This is a genomic window from Fictibacillus barbaricus (assembly GCF_014635025.1).
Classification (GTDB): domain Bacteria; phylum Bacillota; class Bacilli; order Bacillales; family Fictibacillaceae; genus Fictibacillus; species Fictibacillus barbaricus.
On the sequence record NZ_BMCE01000001.1, the window covers coordinates 157,625 to 180,477 of the forward strand.

Here is a 22,853-nt window from a genome sequence, read left to right on the forward strand (position 1 = left end):
TCCTTAAAACTAACATTTTGTTATCTAGTATGGTGAAAAAAGAGTCTCCTTAAACGTAAGAAGGGAACGAAATGCTATAATGGCAGATAGACAGAGGAGGTACGGAACATGCTTATACAAAACATTCAATATATGACGGTAACGGACGATGGAAAGTGGATCGCCAATAGCGGAGATATCCTTATTAAAGACAAAAGAATAGAGAAAATAGGAAGCGTTGAATATGACGATTCGATTGAAAAATTGGATGGAAGAGGAATGCTCGCCCTGCCTGGACTTGTAAACGGACATCAGCATACCCCCATGTCTTTATTGCGCTGTTATAGTGATGATGTAACGTTGATGACTTGGCTTAACAAAAAGATGCTGCCGCTCGAAATGAAGATGGACAATGATGATCGTTATTGGGGAGCTCTCTTATCCATGGCTGAGATGATTAAGAGCGGAACAACGTCTTATGCGGATATGTACATAGGAATCGACCATGTGGCAGAAGCAGCGGTTGAATCTGGCATTCGTTCTGTAATCGCGCGAGGACTCATCGCGATGGATTCAGATTATGAAGGGCGGTTAAAGGAAGCGGGAGATGTGGTTGATCGCTGGCAAGGCAAAGGTAACGGCAGGATCACGACGATGATTGCTCCTCACTCTCCATATATGTGCCCGCCTGATTTTTTGAAAGCGGCAGTCGGGTTATCTAACGAAAAAAACGTACCGTTGCACATTCATTTGGCTGAGACGAAAGATGAAGAGCAGATGATTCAGGAAAAATACGGAGTGAGACCTGTTCATTATCTGGAGCAGGCAGGCGTGTTCGAGCGTCCGGTACTTCTCGCACACGGTGTTCATTTTAATGATGAGGATTTTAAAGTGTTACAGTCAGTTCGAGGCGGTATCATTCATAACCCTGTTAGCAACGCGAAGCTCGGGTGCGGGATCAGTGATGTGAAGCGGCTATTGAATTCAGGGGTGAAAGTTGGTTTAGGGACGGATGGACCTGCGAGTGCGAGTTCGCTCGATCTTTTCTTTGAGATGAAGGCAGCAAGCTGGTTCCAGAAGCTAAAGTACGAAGATGCAGCAGTACTTAGCGCACATGATATACTGACGATGGCGACGCAGAACGGAGCGGATATCCTTGGAATCGGAGAAGAGGTCGGTTCGTTAACCGTTGGCAAAAAAGCGGATGTGATCCTGATGGATATGAACAAGCTCCATCTGACTCCGAGCCATGAACCAGCGAACTTGCTTGTTTATGCTGCAACCGGACAAGATGTGGATACAGTGATCATTGATGGAGAAATCGTGATGCGCGGGCGTGAATTAACCACGATTGATGAAGAAAAAGTGATGGCGAACGCAAAAGAGCGAACGAAGGAGCTGCTAAAAAGGCTCTAAGAGCAAAACGTTCAATTCGGTTTGCAAGAGGTTCTATGAGCCATAATAATGATTGTGCAAAATCTTACAAAAGGGGTGTCTCGAAAAGAGCCCCTTTTTTATATGGAATAGGGCTAAGGATATATATTCAAGAGCGAGCGGCAACTTGAAAATGAACCATACTTCGTGCTTGGCTGTCATTCGGTTTTTTAGTTCCTTCTGCTTTAAAATAGGTCAAGAATCATATGTTAAATTCAGGAAAATATGATAATATCAATGTGTGGGTGAACCCATAACCATTCATGAAAAGGAGGCCGCCACGTCATGATTATCAAGTGGATCAAACATAGATAATTGAAAGTGCAGGCCAAAAAACTCCGTTGAGAGATTATTGAACTGCGCTTACAAAAGGCGATTGAAAATAAAATCACGGAGGATCCAAAACATGAAACAACAATTATTACAAGTAAACCAGGTAGATATCTATACGGAAAGTTTCGGAAATCCTAAGGACCCCGCTGTTCTTTTAATTATGGGGGCGATGTCTTCCTTGGACTGGTGGGATGAGGAGTTTTGTCAGCAGCTTGCTGAACAGGGTAGATACGTCATCCGATATGATCATCGTGATCTGGGGAAATCAACTTTTTACAAACCGGGAACATCCAATTATACGATCACAGACCTCGCAGATGATGCCATAGGGATCCTGGATGCCTACTCGATAGAGAAAGCTCATATTACAGGCATGTCTCTCGGAGGGATGATCGGACAGATAATGGCAGTAAAGTATCCGGAGCGTGTGCTTAGCCTGACCATCATTGCATCAAGTGTGTTCGGGATGGAACAGGAGAAACTTCCGCAGATGGACCAAAGCATATTGGATTATCATGCAAAGAGTGCTTCAATCGACTGGTCAGACCGTGAAGCATCCATCAGTTACCTTGCAGAGGGATGGAAAACACTTTCAGGCTCTAAACCTTTTGAAAAAGAAAGAATGTATCGGCTTGCTGAAAGAGAATTTAGCCGCTCCAGGCAGATCCAGAGCCGTTTCAATTATGTTCTGCTGGGTGGTGGTGAAGAATATCTGGATCGTATGGGAGAAATAAGAGTGCCTGCGATCATCATCCACGGAACACATGATCCGGCGCTGAAGTTTGAACATGGCCTGGCACTTGCAAAAGCCATCCCACATGCAGAATTAGTGTCGCTAGAAGGAACAGGGCATGAAATCCATTCAGAAGACTGGGAAAGGATCATAGAGTCAATCATAAAAATAAGTCATTAGAACAATCATAAAAAAAGTAAAGCAGCCAAAAGCGGGTAGACCGCGGGCTGCTTTATTAGTGTAGATAAATGCAAAAAAATTAAAAATCGCCCGTGCCAGTACACGAGCGATCGGGGGCGCCAGAAGGGACACACGAGCCGGTAAAGCGAGGCCGGGCTATCTGGACGAGAACCCGGGTGCCTTTACACGTGTGACAGAGGCCTATTTATTTTTAGACGTAAGGACAGTAACGATAAGCGAGCTAAAAGCAACCGCAAACATCAACGCCTCAAAGATCGTCAGAGGCATCACCCCCCTTAACTGTAAGCTGCCAAACCAGCTAGATGTCCAGCTTCAGTTTAAAAAAGGGAATGCGCCGACCGTCTGTCCTTCTGAACGCTACCTTCATTATACCACTTTTATCGTCAGAATAGTCTGCCGAAATAAACAGGGTAAATGTCCTATTTATAATAGAGTAAGAATAGGGAAACATGAATGTGGTATGTTTAAGAAGCAGTCGATCCATATTGGCTGAAAATCTTATAAAATTGAATTGGAATCTTGGGTCTTGGAATGCTATAATCATTTTGTTTGTAAAAAGTCGAAACAACGATGCCTGGCATTTCAAAATATATAGTAGGAGTGAGACCTTCATGAGCATTTGGTTTACTGAGAAACAAACAGAGAACTTCGGAATTACGATGAAAATTAACAAAACGTACGTATCTGAGCAAACAGAATTTCAAAAGCTGGATATGGTAGAAACAGAAGAATTCGGAAACATGCTGATCCTAGATGGCATGGTTATGACAACGCAAAAAGATGAGTTCGTTTACCATGAGATGGTAGCGCACGTACCTCTTTTCACACACCCGAACCCTAAGCACGTATTAGTAGTAGGCGGGGGAGACGGCGGTGTAATCCGTGAAGTGCTGAAGCACCCATCTGTTGAGAAAGCAGTTCTTGTTGAGATCGATGGAAAAGTAATTGAGTACTCTAAACAGTACTTGCCTGAAATCGCTGGTGACTTAGAGAACCCGCGCGTTGAAGTAAAAGTAGATGACGGATTCATGCATATCGCAACAAGTGAGAACGAGTACGATGTAATCATGGTTGACTCAACTGAGCCGGTTGGACCAGCTGCTAAACTATTTGAAAAAGGATTCTATGAAGGAATCTCTAAAGCACTTAAAGAAGACGGAATCTTTGTTGCACAAACGGACAATCCTTGGTTCACACCTGAGTTGATCTCTCAAGTATTTAGTGACGTAAGTGAGATCTTCCCGATCACGCGACTATACACAGCAAACATCCCAACTTATCCAAGCGGTCTTTGGACGTTCACGATTGGTTCTAAAAAGCATGATCCATTAGAAGTACCTGCTGATCGTTTCCACGAGATCGAAACTAAATATTGGACACCGCAGCTTCACACTGCAGCATTTGCGTTGCCGAAGTTCGTGAGTGACCTATTGAAATAAGAAGTGAGGGGAGCTTGGTGTTAAGCTCCCCGCATTTTACATAAAGGAGTGTAATAACCATGCGTTTTGATGAAGCCTATTCTGGAAATGTGTTTATTTTAAGCAAACCTGATTATAAGACTGCGGATGCTGTCCTTTACGGAATGCCGATGGACTGGACGGTTTCATTCCGTCCGGGAAGCCGTTTCGGCCCTGCCCGTATTCGTGAGGCGTCATTGGGACTTGAAGAATACAGCCCGTATATGGACAAGCATCTTGAAGAAGTGAACTACTTTGATGCAGGTGATATTCCATTGCCGTTCGGAAACCCGCAGCGTTCACTCGATATGATTGAAGAGTATGTTTCAACATTGTTGAACGACAACAAGTTTCCGCTTGGAATGGGTGGAGAGCATCTTGTCACTTGGCCTGTTTTTAAAGCATTAAAGCAAAAATATGATGACTTTGTGGTTATTCATATTGATGCTCATGCTGATCTTCGCGAACAGTATGAAGGGGAAGTGCTTTCTCACTCCACACCGATCCGTAAAGTTTGTGATCTGATCGGAGCAGAAAACGTGTATTCATTTGGCATCCGTTCCGGAATGCGTGAAGAGTTTGAATTCGCAAAAACGAGCGGCATGCACATGTACAAATTTGATGTGGCCGAACCTTTAAAAGAAGTGCTTCCTACATTAAAAGGCCGCAACGTGTATGTAACGATCGATATCGATGTACTTGATCCATCTGCAGCTCCCGGAACTGGAACAGCAGAAGCAGGTGGAATCACGTCCAAAGAGCTTCTTGAAGCGATTCAATTGATCGCAAAGGCTGACATCAACATTATCGGAGCAGACTTAGTAGAAGTAGCTCCAATCTATGATCACTCAGAACAAACGCCGATCGCAGCAAGCAAATTCCTTCGCGAAATTCTGCTAGGCTGGGTAAAGTAATATAACGAAGCCCCTGTATGATAGCTTTTTGCTGTTGTACAGGGTTTTTTTTATGTGGTTTTTTGATGGATGAGTGTCGAAAATTGTAGAATGACCTAATTTTTTCATTTTAGACTTAATTAGAGTTAATTTAGACCGAATTTTTATTAATTAGACTTAATTCATCTTCATTTAGACTTTATTTAGGCAACTCCCATTAAATCCATAGTGGATTTGAAGCTACTTCTGATGCATAAAAAGACCGATCTCATTAGAGACCGGTCTTTTTTTAGACTATTTCTTGAAGCAATTCTTCTTTTTTAGTTGATTTAACAAATAAAAGAGCTTCCACTACAAAATAAACCATCGATGCCACACAAACATATGTCCAAATCTGCTGAAGCTTTGCGATCGGCCACATATCGAGCAGCATGAATAATGATGGCAGTGTTAAGGTTACCCAAGACTGCACAAAAGCCACTCTTCCAATATAGGCTTCATAAGGTTTTTTTAGTGCAGAAGACAAGAAGAACAGAAACCACAGAAACGCCCACATGACCCAGATCAGCGCATTTACCATGTCATTTTCTTGTACGTAAAAGACAAGTGCGTAGACGATGGCCATCATTGCTACCCACAACGAATACCAGCCAAGCCCGCTGGAATCAAAGCCTTTTAAGATCGTTGCCCCTAGATAGAGGTATGTGAAGCCAAATAAGAATACCGCACCATTATTGAACATCGACCAGTTAGATTGATCAGATGTGATGATTAAGTAGACCGGTGTGATCACTTGCAGCAAACCCACTAGTATATTAAAAAACGCGACACTTTTTTCTTCGGCTTTACCAAGCAGCATCAAGCTGTTTAGAAATAAAGCTCCTCCGGAAAATAATAATCCTATAGCACCCATTATTTATACCCTCATTACGTTGTAGAATGATTTGACAATTTATCACTAGAAGAGGTCTGACCTCCTACATTAATCAAATATAGTAAATTTGAATGTGTAAAGCAATGGTAACTTAAAGAAAATGAGAAGTTGGAAAAGTTTGAAACAGTTTTTATCTAAAAATGTCGAAATTTGTTATATTGCTCAGGCTTTTTTGCTATAGTAACAGTAGAGAACTAAAGGGATAAAGGGGGGAATGATTGCGGTGGAAGCGGTTTCAAAACACATGAATTATATACAACTTTTTATAGATCAGCTTTCTGACGCTGTTTTGCTCGTAGCGCCCGATCATAAAATCGCAGCAGTAAATCGGCACTTTCTAGATCTTACAGAAGAAGCAGACCTGCATAAGGGAAAATCCATTGATGAGATTCTTTTGCGTCATATGGATGGAGACGAAGGTACGCTTCTGGTGGCAAAGGGATTTATAAGCGTAACAGTGAGTGAAGGTTTATTGCCGGTTCATGAAGAAATTTATCGCTACTTTATAGTAAAGGAACAGCCTGCAGTCGTTCACTCTTGTCAGGAATCTCTTTTGAAAACGTTAATGGACATCGTTCCAGATTTTATTGGTATTAAAGATGGAGAAGGACGATTTATTTTTGCAAACGAGTTTGTAGGGGAATTATTTGAGCTGCCCGGATTTGATTTTACAGGGAAAACAGACGCAGATCTTGCAATGATTAGACCATATTTTCGTGATGTGTTTCAATATTGTATAGAGACGGATGAGCAAGTGTGGCAGGCAAGAGAGATTGTACGTTGTGAAGAATTCGTGCCTGAACGTGATGGAGGTACTCGTTTTTTTGATGTATATAAGATCCCTGTTTTTAATCCAGACGGAACTCGTAAAAACCTACTCGTTTTCGGTCGGGAAATAACAGAAAAGATCAAGTCCAGGGTGCTGCTTGAAGAAAGTGAAGCAAGGTACAGATTGCTCGCGGAAAACGCGATGGACATGATTACAACACATACCCCTGATGGATCGTTTACGTACGTTTCGCCTGCTTCCTATGCCTTGTTAGGGAAAAAGCCGGAAGAAATTTTAGGAGAATCAGGCTACGGCATGCTTCATCCTGATGACGAAGAAATTTCACGAATGGCTCATGAGGCTTTGATTCAAGGACCTTGTACGAAAACGATACCATTTAGGCTGCAGCATAAAGACGGACACTACGTTTGGCTGGAAACCTCCTGTAAAAGTATTGCCGATGACACAGGGGAAGTAGTAGAGATTATTGGGGTTACGCGTGATATATCTGATAGAAAGCGATCAGAAGATATGCTTCGCCAGTCCGACAAGCTATCCATCGTTGGACAGCTGGCAGCATCTGTTGCCCATGAAATAAGAAATCCGCTTACTTCACTTAAAGGATTTATTCAACTTTTACAAGAAAGTAAGCAGCTGGATGCGGCAAACTATTACACAATTATGGATAAAGAACTGAACCGAATCGACCAGATCATGGGTCAGTTATTATTGCTTGCAAAGCCTCAAGTAAGAACGTACAAGAAAACGTGTTTAAAAGAAATTGTAGAGTTTGTAGAAACCCTTCTACAGCCTGAGGCCATTGTACAAAATGTCCGGATCAACACAGAGTTGTCAGCTGAATTGCCGCTTATATACGCAGAAGAAAATGAATTAAAACAAGTCTTGATCAACCTTTTGAAGAATGCGATCGATTCTATGGCAATTGGAGGAGAAATCACAATTCGAGGGGAGCTTCTTGAAGACAAGATTCATCTGTCTGTGGAGGATCAAGGCTGTGGAATACCGGCTGACCACATTCAAAAGATGTGTGAACCTTTTTATACAACAAAAGAAAAGGGTACTGGTCTTGGATTGATGGTAAGTTCAAAGATTATGAAAGAACATAAAGGCGAACTTAAATTTGAAAGTGTGGAAGGCAAGGGGACGACTGTTCGCATGATCCTGCCTCTATCATAAGTGGACTGGCTCGGGTATGGAGCCAGTCTTTTTGTTGATTAAGTAGAGACATCTTTATGGATAGGGGTTTCCATACTAATAAAAAACAGCTTTTCACAAGGAAAGGTGAAAAGCTGCTGAATTTTGCATATTATCATTGATTGTCTTTTTTGAGGCCTCACGCTTTATCCCTGTATATTCCCGGGCTCTGCCACTTTTACGAGCTGCTTACCCGTGTTTTCACCTGTAAACAAACCTAAAAAGGCATCAATCGTGTTCTCAAAACCGTCCACGATATTCTCGCTGTAGGAAAGTTTTCCTTCTTTCAGCCATTTGGCTAGCTCGATTGCGCCTTCCTCAAAATAAGCCGCATAATCACTCACGATAAAGCCTTTCATCAGTGCGCTGTTGATCAGGAGCTGACTCTGCATACGAGGCCCAACATCTGCTTTCTCTAAGTTATAAAGAGCGATCTGGCCGCATACGGGAATTCGCGCTCCTTTATTGATCAAACCGAGAACGCTGTCAGAGATCTCGCCGCCAACGTTATCAAAATACACATCCACACCATCTGGGCATGCTGTTTTTAGCGCTTCATATACCTTTTCAGTCTTATAATTGATGGCTTCATCAAAGCCTAACTCTTCTTTTAAATAAGCGATTTTCTCATCTGATCCTGCGATCCCCACAACACGTGCACCTTTAATCTTTGCGATCTGACCAACGATTGTACCGACAGCACCAGCAGCGCCACTGACAACAACGGTTTCTCCCTCTTGCGGATTTCCGATATCAAGCAGTCCGAAATAAGCGGTTAAGCCTGTCATGCCTAATACACCAAGGTTTGCAGTTAGCGGCGCAAGGGACGGGTCGAGCTTTCTGACTTCAGCATCACTTACCGCATTGTATCTTTGCCAGCCAAGATTTCCGATGACAAAATCGCCTTCAGCCAGTTCACCTGAACGAGATTCAACAACTTGTCCGACTACACCGCCAGAAATCACTTCATTTAATTCAAAAGGAGGTATGTAAGATTTACGGTCACTCATACGTCCTCTCATATAAGGATCGACTGAGAGGTAGATCGTTTTTACGAGAACCTGATCATTCTGAAGCTCTGGGACAGCGGCTTCCTCAAAGCGGAAGTCACTTTTCTGAGGCGTTCCTTTTGGTCGATTCACCAATAAGATTTTTTCGTTTTTCATCATAATCCTCCTCATCTTGGATTCATCTTCTTGTTGCTATCATACGTCAATTTCGTTCCTGCTTCCAAATAAAGCACTCATAGAAAAGTGATTTTGGGCTAATTTTACCTATTAGACAAACGATTTTTCAAAATAACGCCCATAAGGTTGAATGGTAGCAGGAAAATCTTTTATAATAGGTAAGTTAAAGGCAAGGTTACACCAAAAAAGGAAGTGTTCGCATGGATCAAGATACGGAATTGTCTGTTGCGCTTGCGATAAGTTCAGAAGTACATTTTAGCGGTGAGAAAGAAAAGCATTACACCGAGACAGACGGAAAACTCTATAAACGGGGGGACGTGACCTATCTTCAGTACAAAGAAGAGATAGAAGGTGCAGGTTCTGTCAATAATGTGATTAAAATTACACACGCTGGAATTCTGATTATCCGCTCAGGCAGTGTATCTATGAAACAGAAATATTTGATCGGCCAGACAACGAAAGGGATGTACGATAGCCCGTATGGCCAACTTTGGATGGAAACCACCACACATGAAATGAATTTCCGCTGGAATCAGCAAACTCAGACGGGTGATCTGAAACTTGCTTACGAGCTGGTTCTGCAGGGTGAACATACAGGAACACATCGAATCAAGATTAATTTTCAGGAGGCAAAAGCATGAATATCCTTGACCAGGTCAAACACCTGTTAAAAGAAGAGATTGAAGAAGCAGTAGTAAAAGCAGGACTCGCAAAAAAAGAAGAACTGCCAGAAGTGGTTCTTGAAGTACCAAAAGAAAAAGCACATGGTGACTTTGCGACGAACATGGCGATGCAGCTGGCACGTATTGCGAAAAAAGCGCCGCGCATGATTGCAGACGAGCTTGTGGCGAACTTTGATAAAAGTAAAGCGTCTATCGCAAAGGTTGAGATCGCAGGGCCTGGATTTATTAACTTTTACATGGATAATTCTTATTTAACAGAGCTTGTGCCGACTGTATTAAAAGCAGGCAAGGATTATGGACGTACAGAACACGGAAACGGTAAAAAAGTTCAGGTTGAATTCGTTTCAGCAAACCCGACAGGGACCCTTCACTTAGGCCATGCCCGCGGAGCAGCTGTTGGTGATACGATCTGCAATATCTTAGACCACGCTGGCTATGACGTTTCGCGTGAATTCTACATCAATGATGCAGGAAACCAGATCAACAACTTGGCAACTTCTATTGAAGCTCGTTATTTCCAAGCGTTAGGCAAAGACAAGGACATGCCTGAAGATGGCTACCACGGGGCAGATATCATCCAGTTCGGTAAAGATCTCGTTGAAGAATACGGTGATTCATGGCTAGATAAAGAAGAGAGTGAACGTGTCAGCTTTTTCCGTGAATACGGTCTTACTCGTGAATTAGAAAAGCTTAAAGAAGATCTGGCGGAATTCCGTGTAAACTTTGATGTGTGGTTCTCTGAAACTTCTCTCTATAAAAACGGAAAAATTGAAGCTGCACTTGAAAAGTTAAAAGCAAAAGATGTTGTATTTGAAGAAGAAGGAGCAACATGGTTCCGTACGACTGATTATGGTGATGACAAAGACCGTGTACTGATTAAGAATGACGGTTCTTTCACGTATTTAACTCCAGATATCGCGTATCATAACGATAAATTTGAGCGTGGATTTGAAAAGCTCATCAATATTTGGGGAGCCGATCACCATGGTTACATCCCTCGAATGAAAGCAGCGATACAAGCATTAGGTTACAAAAAAGAGCAGCTTGATGTGATGATCATTCAGCTTGTTTCCCTATTCCAAAACGGTGAGAAAGTTCGTATGAGTAAACGTACGGGTAAAGCCGTTACGCTGCGAGAACTGATGGAAGAAGTGGGCATCGACGCGACTCGTTATTTCTTCGCGATGCGTTCAAATGATACACATCTTGATTTTGACATGGACTTAGCGGTTTCTAAATCAAACGAAAATCCAGTGTTCTACGTCCAGTATGCCCATGCACGTGTTTGCAGCATGCTTCGCCAAGGGGAGGAAATGGGTCTTTCTTACAACGGTGACGTAGACCTTTCTCAGATCGACTCTGAAAAAGAATTTGAGCTTTTGAAGAAGATTGGTGAGTTCCCGGCTGTCATTAATGAAGCAGCAGAAAAACTATTAACGCACCGTGTGACGAACTATGTATTTGAGCTTGCTTCTGCTCTTCATAGCTTCTATAACGCAGAGCGTGTACTCGATCCAGAAAACAAAGCAAAATCTGAAGCTCGTTATGCGTTGATGAAGGCTACTCAGATCACAATTAAAAATGCACTGAACATCGTAGGTGTAGAAGCGCCAGAGCGTATGTAAGTGATTCATAATTTCGTAAAAACCTGTCCTGAGGCAGGTTTTTTCTTTTAATCAGGTTTATTTGAATATTCAATGTTAGTTTTGTGGAATTTACGAGCGGAACGGAGGATTTATGAGCGGAACGGAGGATTTACGAGCGGAACACGGAATTTACGAGCGGAACCTGGAATTTATGAGCAAAATACGGAACCTTAGAAACGATACCTTAACTCGTATCCACATCCTTCACACTGAAAAGGAATTTTTTGTTTTATCTTGAAATTGTAATAACACATCTAATTCCTTAGGAGGAGTACATAATGACGATATCCAACAAAAGCCTATTCGTTATTGACCAAATCGAGGGATATTCAAAGGAATTTTCAACCCTTGTATCGATGATGAATTACACAAGAAGTACGACGATACGAGCCGTGCAGGATTTATCTGTTGAAGCACTCGATTTCAGGATCAATGGGACGGGCAACTCGATCGGAATGCTTCTCGCTCACTTTGTGGCGGTTGAAAAGTTCTATCAATTTTTAACGATCGAAGGAAAAGACCTGCCAGATGAAGAGATCGAACGATATGCAGTAACCTTACAGCCTGCTATAGATTTAGGAGAAGCAGCAACCGTCATTAACGGAAACACAGCAGAATTTTATTTGGAAGACATGAGAAAAACGCGTGAAAAGACCTTAGAGCACTTCAGGACATTGCCGGATTCCTGGCTGTATGAAACAACACCGTGGTGGGAAAACGAGCTGTCTAACAATTATTTTAAATGGTTTCATGTTTTTGAAGATGAACTAAGCCATCGCGGCCAGATTCGCTTGATTAAAAAGCAATACGAACTGTTTAAGGATGCCTAAGCTTCAGGAATCTAATCTCAATCACAAAAGGGATAATGTATAGAGAACATGCCATATTAATAAGAGATAGATTTGGCAACTCATTTGAATAAGGGGGTACATATATGAAATTGATCTTGTTGTCATTAATAACGGGCGCCCTCGTAGGTTTTGTTTTTGCCCTGTTAAAATTACCGATTCCGGCACCTCCAGCATTACCTGGAATAATGGGAATCGTCGGCATTTATTTAGGTTTTCAATTCTACGGGTGGATCGCAGGAACCTTTTTAAAGTGAGGATAAAATGGCTTTAGCTGGACTAACATCTGAGTTTCAAATCTACTATGAAAAGCTGGGAAGCGGAACGCCAATTGTCTTTTTGCATCCGCCGGCAATGAGTCACCTCGTATTCCGCTATCAAAAAGACTTATCGTTATCCTGTCAGACGATTTTTCCGGATATTCGAGGACATGGAAGATCATCTGTTAAGGGAGCGAACACCTTTAGCATATTTGATCTAGCAGATGATGTTGCGAATCTCTTAGACCATCTCTTGATTGACGAAGCCTTCATCTGCGGTTATTCGTCAGGAGGGTCGATTGCTCAGGCATTTGTACAGAAGTACCCGCAACGAACCAAAGGTCTTATTTTAAGCGGGGGGTTTTCGGAAGTATCTACTTTTGCTCTTAAAAAACAGTTCCAATCAGGGATAAAACTGGCGAAAAATACACCAGCCCTGCTAAACCAAATCCTTGTCAGTACACATTCGAATACCGCTCAAGACAGAAAAGAGATGCTGTCTTACCATAAGCAGTCAGATCCTAAATCGTGGGTACGATACTACAAAGAAAGTTTATCGTTCGATTGTACAGATCAAATCAAGGAATGGCGATTTCCACTTCTTTTCATTTACGGAGATCTGGCTGAACACATGCATCCTTATCGAAGGATCTATCAGAGGAATGTTCATCCTAAAGCACAATTCGTTATGCTGACAAAAGCATTACATCAGCTTCCTATTAAACATTATGAGAGCTTTAATGCAGAAATTAAGCGTTTTGTGACCGGTCTTACATAAGGATCGTCCCGCCGCTCATCCGTTTAAAGCCGCGTACCTTCTCCAGCTCGTTGATCAGCTGAAGAGCAGCGCGGTCTTTTTGTTTGGCTTCAATCATAACGTCTAACTCATCAGTGAATTCAGAGATCATCTTGAAAAATGGAAGCACATATTCTAAGCTCACATAATCGTGGTGGCTTCTATACGCTTTTTCATCCTTTGGAGAGGATAGATGGACCTTGGGAGGCCGTCCTGTATTTTTCCATGTTTCCACAAAACGCGGAATCAGGTCTTCTAGCGGAGTATCCCCAGGGTTTGCTTTGTAATGGTGATAATCAAACATAAGGGGAATGCCCTCGTTTTCACAAACTTCAAGCGTTTCTTCCGTTGTAAACGTCTTGTCGTCGTTTTCAAGTGTCATACGGCATTTAATATCAGCAGGAAGCATTTTAATATTTTCATAAAATCGCTCTAATGCAGAGGTTTTATCGCCGTATGCCCCGCCGATATGAATATTGATATAACTGCGGTCTTCGATGCCCATTCCTTTAAGCAGGTCATAATGATACTGCATATCTTTCACAGCATTTACCGTTACCTCAGGACGCGGGCTCGTAAACAATGTGTACTGGTTTGGATGCATGCTCGTTCGTATGCTGTATTTTTCAACCAGCTTTTCGATCTCTTTGCACTCTTTTTTTGTCTCTTTCAAATAGTCCCAAGCGGCTTCCGGATGAGTTGCGAGCGGGACGATAGAGGAAGACATCCGATATAAGGGAAGTTCGTGAGCGATGCAATAATGAAGCACACGAAGTGTCCGTTCCAGATTGTTTTTTGTGATCGCGAGCAGCTGCGCTTCGCGCTCTTTTTTTTCTCTTTTCTGATACGTTGCAAAAGTCATTGTTTTTGCAGGTGATGCCTCATATAAGTTGAGAGCCGTTGATACAAAACCAAATGATGTTAACATGGCTGCCCTCCTGTAATTCTTTGGTTATTATAAAAAGGGTGAAATGATGAATGAGAATGCTTCTTTCAGCCGGACTGGAACAGTTCGGGTCTTTTTTAGCCGGGTAAGAGTCAGCTTCTCAGAGCGTGCAAGATCGGACTCAATCACCTTTTTAACATCTTCAATATAAACTTTATCCGTAAAAATACAATTGATTTCATCGTTGAAGAAGAAGCTCCGGTAATCAAAGTTAGCCGTTCCGATGTCACATATGCTCTCATCAAACATAAGCACCTTTGAATGATAGAACCCTTCATGAAATTGATAGATAGATGCTCCGGCCTCTAATAATGGTTTCAGATAACGATAAGAAGCTTCTTGAACTAAAGTGTGATCAGGATGCATCGGAACAAGCAATGTTACTTTAACTCCTCTTTTTAAAGCTTGTAAAAGTGCCCTGTTCATCTTTTTACCCGGAATAAAGTATGGTGAACCAATAAGAATGCTTTTTTTTGCACGCTGTATCTTTTCGTAAAAGAAACGGTAAACAGCATCGCCGTTTGAATAAACGAACATAAATTCTTTTTGATCAGCTGATGCCGGCTGCGTGCTTGAATCAGGTATTGGCACATTTTCGCCAGATGCTATGTTCCAGTCTGTAATGAATGATTTTTGCAGTTCATTAACGGCATCTCCTGATAATCTGAGATGATAATCACGCCAGTCCCCAAGCTTTGTATCTTTTCCGATATATTCGTTTCCAACATTGTAGCCGCCAATGTAGCCAGTCTTACCGTCAATGATTGTAACTTTTCGATGGTTTCGGTGGTTTATTCTGTACAGAAAATAAGGAAAACCTGGCTTGTTGCTGAACTGAAAATGAATCCCGGCTTTTTTTAAAGATTGGATCGTTTCCTTCTTAACACCATGACTTCCCAAATAGTCTAAGAGCAGTCTAATCTCAACGCCTTCTGCAGCTTTTTTGGTTAAAAGGCTGCACAACTCACCTCCGAGTTCATCATCACGTAAAATATAAAACTGGATATGTATATGTATAGAAGCTTCGTTAATATCACGAAATAGAGCATCAATAAAGTGGTACCCCGTCGATAAAAATTGCATTTCTCCTTTACTTTTGGAAGGAGGTTTCTCTAAGCTGACAAGTTTCTTATGCCCAAAATAAAAATCTATCCCTGCTAAGACGCAAAGAATGGCAATAAATACTACAATCCACAACCACATGTGTATGTCCTCCTCCGTTCATAACTTTTATTTAGTATACCCTGACCGTATAAAAGCACTAAAAAATTTTTTTGAACGGATGTTGACTGAATGCTCATTCATTTATTTTTTATGATATAATGATGTCAGAAAATTAATTTCATTTAGAATTATTAAAAGAGAAAGAAATAGGGAACAGCAGGAGTGGAAGGGAGAGAACGCGATGAACGGCTTAATGGTAGCAAACTGGCTTGCATTTCTTTTTGTAACCGCTTACGCATTATTTTTGTTCGCTTATGTGGTTAAGACAAGGTATGAATTCATCAAGCTCGGAAAAAAAGTTGAGTTTGATCACACCGTACAGGAAAGAATCAAAGCGGTTCTAGTAAATGTCTTTGGGCAAAAGAAACTGTTAAAGGATAAAAAAAGCGGAATCATCCATATTATGTTCTTTTATGGATTCATCCTTGTCCAGTTTGGAGCGATCGATTTTATTTGGAAAGGACTTGCGCCTGGGTCTCACCTGCCTTTAGGCCCGCTTTATCCAGGATTCACGTTTTTTCAGGAGATCGTAACAGCGATGATCTTAGTCGCAGTAGTATGGGCTTTTCATAGAAGGTATGTTGAGAAGCTGGTACGTCTAAAAAGAGGCTTTAAATCAGGGCTGGTTCTGCTGTTTATCGGTGGACTGATGCTTTCTGTATTAGTAGGGAATGCAGCTGAGATCATCTGGCATGACCTTCCATACGAGTGGACAGCGCCAATTGCCTCAGGTCTTGCAATGGGTCTTGGCTTTTTAGGCAAAACGGGAGCTGCTGTCGTATTCTTTATCTCTTGGTGGATCCATTTATTGTTCTTATTAACGTTTTTAGTTTACGTACCTCAATCCAAGCACGCCCACTTAATCGCAGGGCCGCTGAACGTTTGGCTTGGCCGCAAAGATAAGGTTGGAAAACTATCATCCATTAACTTTGAAGATGAAACACAAGAAGTATTTGGAGTTAACAAAATTGAGGATTTCAATCAAAAACAGCTTGTAGACCTGTATGCCTGTGTAGAGTGCGGACGCTGTACGAATGTTTGTCCGGCTACAGGTACAGGCAAGATGCTCTCGCCGATGGACATGATCGTTAAACTTCGTGACCATCTGACGGTGAAAGGGGCTGCCGTAACTTCCCGTACACCTTGGATGCCAGCATTTGCGTTCTCGAACACGACTGGCAATCAGATCGCTTTTGAAGCAAGAGGAAAGGGCGCAGAAGAAACAGCGGCAACAACGGATGGATCGTCCGCATTGTCTTATGATGTAGCGATGATCGGTGAGGTCATGACAGAAGAAGAGATCTGGGCATGTACAACTTGTCGTAACTGTGAAGATCAGTGTCCTGTAATGAACGAGCACGTTGATAAGATCATCGATATGCGCCGTTATCTTGTACTAACAGAAGGTAAGATGGACAGTGAAGCGCAGCGTGCGATCAAAAATATCGAAAAGCAAGGAAACCCTTGGGGGATCTCGAAAAAGGAACGAGAGAACTGGCGTGAGCTGAAAGAAGATATCGTCATTCCGACCGTTAAAGAGAAAGAAAAAGCGGGTGAAGAGTTCGAGTACCTGTTTTGGGTAAGCTCCATGGGTGCTTATGATAACCGTTCACAAAAGATCGCTCTTTCACTTGCGAAGATCATGAACGAAGCCGGCATCACGTTTGCGATCTTAGGCAATAAAGAGAAGAACTCTGGTGATACGCCTCGCCGTCTTGGCAATGAGTTCTTATTCCAAGAGATGGCGAACGCAAACATCGCTCTATTTGAAAAACATGATGTGAAAAAGATAATTACCATCGACCCGCATGCATATAACACGTTTAAGAATGAATATCCTGAGTTTGGTCTAAAGGCAGAAGTGTACCACCATACGGAACTTCTAGCTGAGTGGATCAAAGAGGGGAGAATTCAGCCAAAATATGAAGTGAACGAAACGATCACGTACCATGATTCCTGCTACCTCGGCCGCTATAACGAAGTGTATGAACCGCCTCGTGATATCCTAAAAGCCATTCCTGGCGTGAAAGTGGTTGAGATGGACCGCAACCGCCAGAACGGTATGTGCTGTGGAGCCGGCGGGGGAATGATGTGGATGGAAGAAAAAGCAGGTTCTCGTGTGAACGTTGCGCGTACTGAACAAGCTCTTGCTGTAAATCCAACCATGATCGGAAGCGGATGTCCATACTGCTTAACGATGCTAAGTGATGGTACGAAGGCGAAGGAAGTAGAAGATCAAGTACAAACACTAGACGTCGTTGAAATCTTAGAAAAATCTATGTTTGGGTCTCAAAAACAAGAGGTTATTCAGTAGTTTAGAAACAGGTATGAAGGCTGCCAGTATGGATTGCGGGCAGCTTCATGCATAGGTTTCGGTCGACTGAGCGTTCGCTCGGACTGGATATTTTGAAAGCGTTAACAAAAAGTATCCAGCTTCAATAACCAATCCCTCGAGGCCACTTTCCTCTTTCGATGTGACACGAAAAGGCGTGTCTTCATTCAAGAGTAAGTGTAGGTCGGGGCAAATCGGTCATTTCAGAATTTCATATTAGGAGGTCTTTTACATGACAAAATCAGTAATCGTGAGCGGGGCTCGTACTCCTGTTGGTAAGTTTGGGGGAAGCTTAAGCTCTTTAACTGCTTCAGATCTTGGTGGAATTGTGATCAAAGAAGCACTTCAACGTGCTGGTGTGGCACCGGAAGCAGTTGATGAAGTGATATTAGGCTGTGTTCTTCAAGGCGGGCAAGGGCAGATTCCTTCTCGTCAGGCTGCTCAAAAAGCAGGATTGCCTTGGGAGACGAAGACGGAAACGATCAACAAAGTATGTGCATCAGGTCTGCGTTCGATCACACTCGCAGATCAGATCATCCGTGCGGGGGATGAAGAGATTATTGTTGCTGGCGGCATGGAGTCTATGAGCAACGCGCCTTACATTTTACCAAAAGCCCGTTGGGGACTTCGGATGGGTGACAGCTCGGTGAAAGATCTGATGGTGCATGATGGTTTAACGTGTACGTTTACAGGAGTTCACATGGGGATCTACGGAAATGACGTGGCAAAGGAGATGGAGATCTCACGCGAGCGCCAAGATGAGTGGGCGTACCGCAGTCATAGTCTTGCTGTTAAGGCAACCGAAAACAATGTGTTTGCTGAAGAGATCGTTCCGGTGGAAGTTCCACAGCGTAAAGGCGATCCAATCGTGGTAGCGAAAGACGAATCGCCTCGTAAAGATACTTCAATTGAATCTCTTTCTAAATTAAGACCTGTTTTTTCTCAAGACGGAACCATTACAGCAGGGAATGCACCTGGCGTAAATGATGGTGCGGCAGCGGTTGTTGTTATGAGCGAAGAGCGCGCAGAGAAAGAAGGAAAAGAAGTACTTGCAACGATTCTAGGACATACAGCAATAGCGGTTGAAGCGAAAGATTTTCCGAAGACACCTGGGCTTGTCATCACAGAACTTTTAAAGAAAACACGAAAAACTTTAGCCGAAATTGACCTTTTTGAAATTAACGAAGCCTTTGCTGCTGTTGCATTAACGAGTGCAGAGCTTGCGGGGTTAGATCTTGAAAAAGTGAACGTGAACGGCGGTGCAGTTGCATTAGGGCATCCGATTGGGGCAAGCGGCACGCGTATCGTTCTTACATTAATCCATGAATTGAAAAGACGCGGCGGCGGACTTGGGATTGCATCGATCTGTTCAGGCGGTGGTCAAGGTGACGCGATTTTAGTAGAAGTAAAAGCATAGAGGAGGAACTAGTTTAATGAGCATACAACAAATTATGGTGATTGGTGCAGGGCAGATGGGTTCAGGCATTGCGCAAGTATGTGCGATGGCGGGCTACGATGTCGTTTTGCACGATATGAAGGATGAATTTGTACAAAAAGGAATCGGAGCCATTCAAAAAAACTTGAGCCGTCAAGTTGAAAAGGGCCGTATAGACGAAAGCGAAAAAGAAGCGATCCTTTCTCGTTTAACGCCTTCTATTTCTCTAGAGAATGCATCAAACGCAGATCTTGTGATTGAAGCTGTAGTTGAGAACATGGATGTAAAAACACAGCTCTTTAAGATGCTCGATCAATATGCTCCAGCACATGCAATCCTAGCTTCAAACACTTCTTCACTGCCCATCACAGAGATTGCAGCTGCAACAGAGCGTCCTGAAAAAGTAATCGGCATGCACTTTATGAATCCAGTACCGGTTATGAAACTCGTTGAGATCATACGTGGTCTTCAAACTTCAGATGACGTATACGAAACGATTGAATCGGTATCAAAGAAACTGCAAAAAGTACCGGTGGAAGTAAACGATTTTCCAGGCTTCATCTCAAACCGCATTCTAATGCCGATGATCAACGAAGCCATTTTTGCGGTCTATGAAGGTGTTGCAACACCAGAAGCGGTTGATGAGATTATGAAACTCGGAATGAACCACCCGATGGGACCGTTAACACTTGCAGACTTTATCGGACTCGATACGTGTTTGTATATCATGGAAACCCTTCATGAAGGATTCGGGGATGATAAGTATCGACCGTGCCCATTGCTTAGAAAATACGTAAAAGCTGGATGGCTCGGCAAGAAGACTGGCAAAGGCTTCTATAGCTATAACTAACGCTGCGATACGCAGCAAAGATAGATAGATTCAAGATTCAGCTTTAGCGGCTAAAGCTCGAGACAACATTCTCTCCTTACATGGACACAAAAAACGTGTCCTTGGTCTGAAGATTATGTGCTTGCACCACAGACAAAAGTGCAGCATCAGCTTGCAAATAACACAAACTGTGTTTGCTTTGTCGCATTTTAACGAGCCGCTTGTAGCATTTCAAAAAGGAAATGGGGAGAGACCATGCACCTCGTGTTTACAGAAGAACAGCTTATGATGCAGAAGATGGTTCGGGATTTTGCACAAAAAGAGATTGCGCCGGCCATTGAACATATGGAAGAGACAGAAGAGTTTCCACGTCATCTTATTAGCAAGATGGCAGAGCTCGGACTGATGGGGATTCCGATTCCTGAAGAGTACGGTGGTGCAGGAATGGATTTTACGTCTTACATCATCGCGATCAATGAATTGTCAAAAGTGAGTGCCACGATCGGTGTGATTTTGTCAGTCCATACGAGTGTCGGAACGAATCCGATCCTCTATTTCGGGAATGAAGAACAAAAGAAAAAATACATTCCCAAGTTAGCGAGTGGAGAGTACCTTGGTGCGTTCGGACTTACAGAGCCGAGTTCAGGTTCTGATGCGGCAAGCTTAAAGACAAGAGCCGTAAAACAAGGCGATCATTATGTGTTGAACGGCTCGAAGATCTTCATCACGAATGCTGGCGTTGCAGATGTGTATATTGTATTTGCTTCTACTGAGCCAGATAAAGGGAGCTACGGGATCTCGGCCTTTATTGTAGACAAAGATACACCAGGATTTTCAGTAGGGAAAAAAGAGAAAAAAATGGGGTTATACGGATCAAACACGTGTGAGATTGTATTTGAGGATGCACGGGTACCTGCTGAAAACTTACTTGGTAAAGAAGGAGAAGGCTTTAAGATCGCAATGAGCAACCTCGATGCGGGCAGGATCGGAATAGCTGCTCAATCACTTGGGATCGCAGAAGCTGCCCTTCATTATGCGGTCGATTATGCAAAAGAGAGAAAACAGTTCGGAAAACCAATCGGTGCAAATCAAGGTCTTGCTTTTAAACTGGCAGACATGGCAACAGAAATAGAAGCGGCGAAGCTATTAACATATCGAGCAGCTAATCTGAAAACAAACAACCTGCCATGCGGAAAAGAAGCATCGATGGCAAAGCTGTTCGCTTCAGAAACGGCGATGAAATCAGCTATTGAAGCAGTGCAAGTATATGGCGGCTACGGTTATACCAAGGAGTACCCAGTAGAGAGATTGTTCCGAGATGCAAAGGTGTGCCAGATCTATGAAGGAACAAGCGAGATCCAGAGGATGGTACTCAGCAAACATTTACTAGGATAAGAGGGAGAGAATAGAGATGCAATTTTTATTATCTGAAGAACATGAAATGATCCGCAAGATGGTTCGTGATTTTGCAAAGAACGAAGTTGAGCCAACTGCAGCAGAACGTGATGAAGAAGAGCGTTTTGACCGTGCGATCTTTGATCAGATGGGTGAGTTAGGACTTTGCGGCATTCCTTGGCCAGAAGAGTACGGCGGTATCGGCGGAGATTATCTAGGTTATGTCATCGCAGTAGAAGAGCTTTCCCGCGTATGTGCGTCAGTAGGCGTAACACTTTCTGCCCACACATCCCTTGCAGGCTGGCCGATCTTCAAGTTCGGCAACGAAGAGCAAAAGCAAAAGTTCCTTCGTCCTATGGCAGAAGGAAAGAAGATCGGCGCTTATGGCTTAACGGAGCCAGGCTCTGGTTCAGATGCGGGCAACATGAAGACGACGGCTAAAAAAGATGGTGACCACTACATCATTAACGGCTCTAAGATCTTCATCACGAACGCAGGGGACGCTGAGATCTATGTGGTGTTTGCCAGAACAGATATTGATGCAGGCAGCAGAGGTGTTTCTGCCTTCATCGTAGAAAAAGGTACTCCGGGCTTTTCTTTCGGTAAAAAGGAAAAGAAACTGGGAATCCGTTCATCTCCAACACTAGAGATCATTTTTGAAGATTGCCGTGTTCCTGCTGAAAATCTTCTCGGAAAAGAAGGGGAAGGCTTTAAGATCGCGATGATGACACTTGATGGCGGACGTAACGGAATCGCGGCTCAAGCAGTAGGGATCGCGCAAGGTGCACTGGATGCATCCGTAAAATACGCAAAAGAGCGAAAACAGTTTGGAAAACCGATCGGAGTCAACCAAGGTATCGGGTTTAAACTTGCTGATATGGCAACAAAAGTTGAAGCAGCAAGACTACTAACGTACCAAGCGGCATGGAGAGAGTCTGAAGGCCTTCCTTATGGAAAAGAATCCGCGATGTCTAAGCTTTTTGCTGGTGATATCGCGATGGAAGTCACAACAGATGCCGTTCAAGTATTCGGCGGATACGGGTATACGAAGGACTATCCGGTTGAACGTTACATGCGTGACGCGAAGATCACTCAAATTTACGAAGGTACGCAGGAAATTCAGCGCCTCGTTATTTCAAAAATGCTTTTGAAGTAGACTTATCCCACGTTTGTGGTTGGAGTGGAAGGTGCGAGACTCCTGCGGGATCAGCGGGATCGTCGAAATGCGGAGGCGGTTTGTTCAGCCCCGACAAGCATAAGATGAATGGGCTAGGAAGGCGCTCTTTGCCTTCTGACCATTTATCTTATGACCTCGAGGGGCTAG

Annotated in this window: 21 protein-coding genes; 16 read left to right on the forward strand and 5 right to left on the reverse strand. The window is 43.0% G+C overall.

Annotated features, from left to right (window positions below):
* Window positions 1-108: 108 nt before the first annotated feature.
* From IEV52_RS00790 to speB, 5 genes are all read left to right on the forward strand, one after another.
* Window positions 109-1,395 (forward strand): amidohydrolase, encoded by a 1,287-nt coding sequence (locus IEV52_RS00790; RefSeq protein WP_188400644.1) that lies wholly within the window; start codon window positions 109-111, stop codon window positions 1,393-1,395.
* A gap of 424 nt (window positions 1,396-1,819) precedes the next feature.
* Window positions 1,820-2,659 (forward strand): alpha/beta fold macrolide esterase, encoded by an 840-nt coding sequence (mle, locus tag IEV52_RS00795; protein WP_188400645.1) that lies wholly within the window; start codon window positions 1,820-1,822, stop codon window positions 2,657-2,659.
* A 190-nt stretch (window positions 2,660-2,849) separates the two neighbouring features.
* Entirely contained in the window at window positions 2,850-3,173 is a 324-nt protein-coding gene (locus tag IEV52_RS00800; protein WP_188400646.1) for a hypothetical protein, read from the forward strand.
* A gap of 118 nt (window positions 3,174-3,291) precedes the next feature.
* A complete protein-coding gene (speE, locus tag IEV52_RS00805) occupies window positions 3,292-4,119 on the forward strand; it encodes a polyamine aminopropyltransferase (RefSeq protein ID WP_188400647.1) in 828 nt (275 codons plus the stop codon).
* Between the two features lie 59 nt (window positions 4,120-4,178).
* On the forward strand, window positions 4,179-5,051 hold the full coding sequence (gene speB / locus IEV52_RS00810) for an agmatinase (RefSeq protein ID WP_188400648.1): 873 nt from the start codon (window positions 4,179-4,181) through the stop codon (window positions 5,049-5,051).
* Window positions 5,052-5,319: 268 nt separating this feature from the next.
* Here speB and IEV52_RS00815 read toward each other — a convergent pair whose 3' ends face one another.
* Window positions 5,320-5,943, reverse strand: a complete 624-nt coding sequence (locus IEV52_RS00815) for an AmiS/UreI family transporter (RefSeq protein ID WP_188400649.1) — start codon at window positions 5,941-5,943, stop codon at window positions 5,320-5,322.
* A 265-nt stretch (window positions 5,944-6,208) separates the two neighbouring features.
* Here IEV52_RS00815 and IEV52_RS00820 point away from each other — a divergent pair, with 265 nt between their 5' ends.
* Window positions 6,209-7,930 (forward strand): PAS domain-containing sensor histidine kinase, encoded by a 1,722-nt coding sequence (locus IEV52_RS00820; protein ID WP_188400650.1) that lies wholly within the window; start codon window positions 6,209-6,211, stop codon window positions 7,928-7,930.
* Window positions 7,931-8,094: 164 nt separating this feature from the next.
* On the opposite strand, the gene IEV52_RS00825 is transcribed toward IEV52_RS00820, so the two are convergent.
* Window positions 8,095-9,117: an NADP-dependent oxidoreductase gene (locus tag IEV52_RS00825; RefSeq protein ID WP_188400651.1), complete on the reverse strand. Its 1,023-nt coding sequence runs from the start codon at window positions 9,115-9,117 to the stop codon at window positions 8,095-8,097.
* Between the two features lie 218 nt (window positions 9,118-9,335).
* On the opposite strand from IEV52_RS00825, the gene IEV52_RS00830 reads away from it, so the two are divergent.
* From IEV52_RS00830 to IEV52_RS00850, 5 genes are all read left to right on the forward strand, one after another.
* Window positions 9,336-9,776 carry a YwiB family protein gene (locus IEV52_RS00830; protein ID WP_188400652.1) on the forward strand — a complete coding sequence of 147 codons (441 nt, stop codon included), beginning with the start codon at window positions 9,336-9,338 and terminating at the stop codon, window positions 9,774-9,776.
* Entirely contained in the window at window positions 9,773-11,443 is a 1,671-nt protein-coding gene (gene argS, locus IEV52_RS00835; RefSeq protein ID WP_188400653.1) for an arginine--tRNA ligase, read from the forward strand. Before IEV52_RS00830 ends, argS begins: the two co-directional genes overlap by 4 nt.
* Window positions 11,444-11,742: 299 nt before the next feature.
* Window positions 11,743-12,294, forward strand: coding sequence for a DinB family protein (locus IEV52_RS00840; RefSeq protein ID WP_188400654.1), 552 nt, complete (start codon window positions 11,743-11,745; stop codon window positions 12,292-12,294).
* A 104-nt stretch (window positions 12,295-12,398) separates the two neighbouring features.
* Complete coding sequence (locus IEV52_RS00845) at window positions 12,399-12,569, forward strand: DUF1427 family protein (protein WP_188400655.1); 171 nt, start codon at window positions 12,399-12,401, stop codon at window positions 12,567-12,569.
* 7 nt (window positions 12,570-12,576) lie between these two features.
* Window positions 12,577-13,350, forward strand: coding sequence for an alpha/beta fold hydrolase (locus IEV52_RS00850; protein ID WP_188400656.1), 774 nt, complete (start codon window positions 12,577-12,579; stop codon window positions 13,348-13,350).
* Here IEV52_RS00850 and uvsE read toward each other — a convergent pair.
* A complete protein-coding gene (uvsE, locus tag IEV52_RS00855; protein ID WP_188400657.1) occupies window positions 13,343-14,296 on the reverse strand; it encodes a UV DNA damage repair endonuclease UvsE in 954 nt (317 codons plus the stop codon). The genes IEV52_RS00850 and uvsE overlap by 8 nt on opposite strands.
* A 27-nt stretch (window positions 14,297-14,323) precedes the next feature.
* Entirely contained in the window at window positions 14,324-15,517 is a 1,194-nt protein-coding gene (gene cls, locus IEV52_RS00860) for a cardiolipin synthase (RefSeq protein ID WP_188400658.1), read from the reverse strand.
* Window positions 15,518-15,719: 202 nt separating this feature from the next.
* Here cls and IEV52_RS00865 point away from each other — a divergent pair, with 202 nt between their 5' ends.
* Complete coding sequence (locus tag IEV52_RS00865) at window positions 15,720-17,852, forward strand: (Fe-S)-binding protein (RefSeq protein WP_188400659.1); 2,133 nt, start codon at window positions 15,720-15,722, stop codon at window positions 17,850-17,852.
* A gap of 45 nt (window positions 17,853-17,897) precedes the next feature.
* Here the strand turns inward: IEV52_RS00865 and IEV52_RS00870 are convergent, their stop codons facing one another.
* On the reverse strand, window positions 17,898-18,041 hold the full coding sequence (locus IEV52_RS00870) for a hypothetical protein (RefSeq protein WP_188400660.1): 144 nt from the start codon (window positions 18,039-18,041) through the stop codon (window positions 17,898-17,900).
* A gap of 61 nt (window positions 18,042-18,102) precedes the next feature.
* On the opposite strand from IEV52_RS00870, the gene IEV52_RS00875 reads away from it, so the two are divergent.
* The 4 genes from IEV52_RS00875 (at window position 18,103) to IEV52_RS00890 (ending at window position 22,685) form a co-directional block, all read left to right on the forward strand.
* A complete protein-coding gene (locus IEV52_RS00875) occupies window positions 18,103-19,287 on the forward strand; it encodes an acetyl-CoA C-acetyltransferase (protein ID WP_188400661.1) in 1,185 nt (394 codons plus the stop codon).
* A gap of 16 nt (window positions 19,288-19,303) precedes the next feature.
* Entirely contained in the window at window positions 19,304-20,155 is an 852-nt protein-coding gene (locus tag IEV52_RS00880; RefSeq protein WP_188400662.1) for a 3-hydroxybutyryl-CoA dehydrogenase, read from the forward strand.
* Window positions 20,156-20,389: 234 nt separating this feature from the next.
* On the forward strand, window positions 20,390-21,529 hold the full coding sequence (locus tag IEV52_RS00885; RefSeq protein ID WP_188400663.1) for an acyl-CoA dehydrogenase: 1,140 nt from the start codon (window positions 20,390-20,392) through the stop codon (window positions 21,527-21,529).
* Between the two features lie 16 nt (window positions 21,530-21,545).
* Window positions 21,546-22,685, forward strand: coding sequence for an acyl-CoA dehydrogenase (locus IEV52_RS00890; protein ID WP_188400664.1), 1,140 nt, complete (start codon window positions 21,546-21,548; stop codon window positions 22,683-22,685).
* Window positions 22,686-22,853 lie beyond the last annotated feature (168 nt).

Coding starts and splice junctions, on each gene's coding strand:
- mle (WP_188400645.1), top strand. CDS start 1,820: ATGAAACAACAATTATTACAAGTAAACCAGGTAGATATCTATACGGAA.
- IEV52_RS00850 (WP_188400656.1), top strand. CDS start 12,577: ATGGCTTTAGCTGGACTAACATCTGAGTTTCAAATCTACTATGAAAAG.
- IEV52_RS00820 (WP_188400650.1), top strand. CDS start 6,209: ATGAATTATATACAACTTTTTATAGATCAGCTTTCTGACGCTGTTTTG.
- speB (WP_188400648.1), top strand. CDS start 4,179: ATGCGTTTTGATGAAGCCTATTCTGGAAATGTGTTTATTTTAAGCAAA.
- IEV52_RS00865 (WP_188400659.1), top strand. CDS start 15,720: ATGAACGGCTTAATGGTAGCAAACTGGCTTGCATTTCTTTTTGTAACC.
- IEV52_RS00790 (WP_188400644.1), top strand. CDS start 109: ATGCTTATACAAAACATTCAATATATGACGGTAACGGACGATGGAAAG.
- IEV52_RS00815 (WP_188400649.1), bottom strand. CDS start 5,943: ATGGGTGCTATAGGATTATTATTTTCCGGAGGAGCTTTATTTCTAAAC.
- IEV52_RS00840 (WP_188400654.1), top strand. CDS start 11,743: ATGACGATATCCAACAAAAGCCTATTCGTTATTGACCAAATCGAGGGA.
- uvsE (WP_188400657.1), bottom strand. CDS start 14,296: ATGTTAACATCATTTGGTTTTGTATCAACGGCTCTCAACTTATATGAG.
- IEV52_RS00880 (WP_188400662.1), top strand. CDS start 19,304: ATGAGCATACAACAAATTATGGTGATTGGTGCAGGGCAGATGGGTTCA.
- argS (WP_188400653.1), top strand. CDS start 9,773: ATGAATATCCTTGACCAGGTCAAACACCTGTTAAAAGAAGAGATTGAA.
- IEV52_RS00845 (WP_188400655.1), top strand. CDS start 12,399: ATGAAATTGATCTTGTTGTCATTAATAACGGGCGCCCTCGTAGGTTTT.
- IEV52_RS00825 (WP_188400651.1), bottom strand. CDS start 9,117: ATGATGAAAAACGAAAAAATCTTATTGGTGAATCGACCAAAAGGAACG.
- speE (WP_188400647.1), top strand. CDS start 3,292: ATGAGCATTTGGTTTACTGAGAAACAAACAGAGAACTTCGGAATTACG.
- IEV52_RS00890 (WP_188400664.1), top strand. CDS start 21,546: ATGCAATTTTTATTATCTGAAGAACATGAAATGATCCGCAAGATGGTT.
- IEV52_RS00830 (WP_188400652.1), top strand. CDS start 9,336: ATGGATCAAGATACGGAATTGTCTGTTGCGCTTGCGATAAGTTCAGAA.
- cls (WP_188400658.1), bottom strand. CDS start 15,517: ATGTGGTTGTGGATTGTAGTATTTATTGCCATTCTTTGCGTCTTAGCA.
- IEV52_RS00885 (WP_188400663.1), top strand. CDS start 20,390: ATGCACCTCGTGTTTACAGAAGAACAGCTTATGATGCAGAAGATGGTT.
- IEV52_RS00875 (WP_188400661.1), top strand. CDS start 18,103: ATGACAAAATCAGTAATCGTGAGCGGGGCTCGTACTCCTGTTGGTAAG.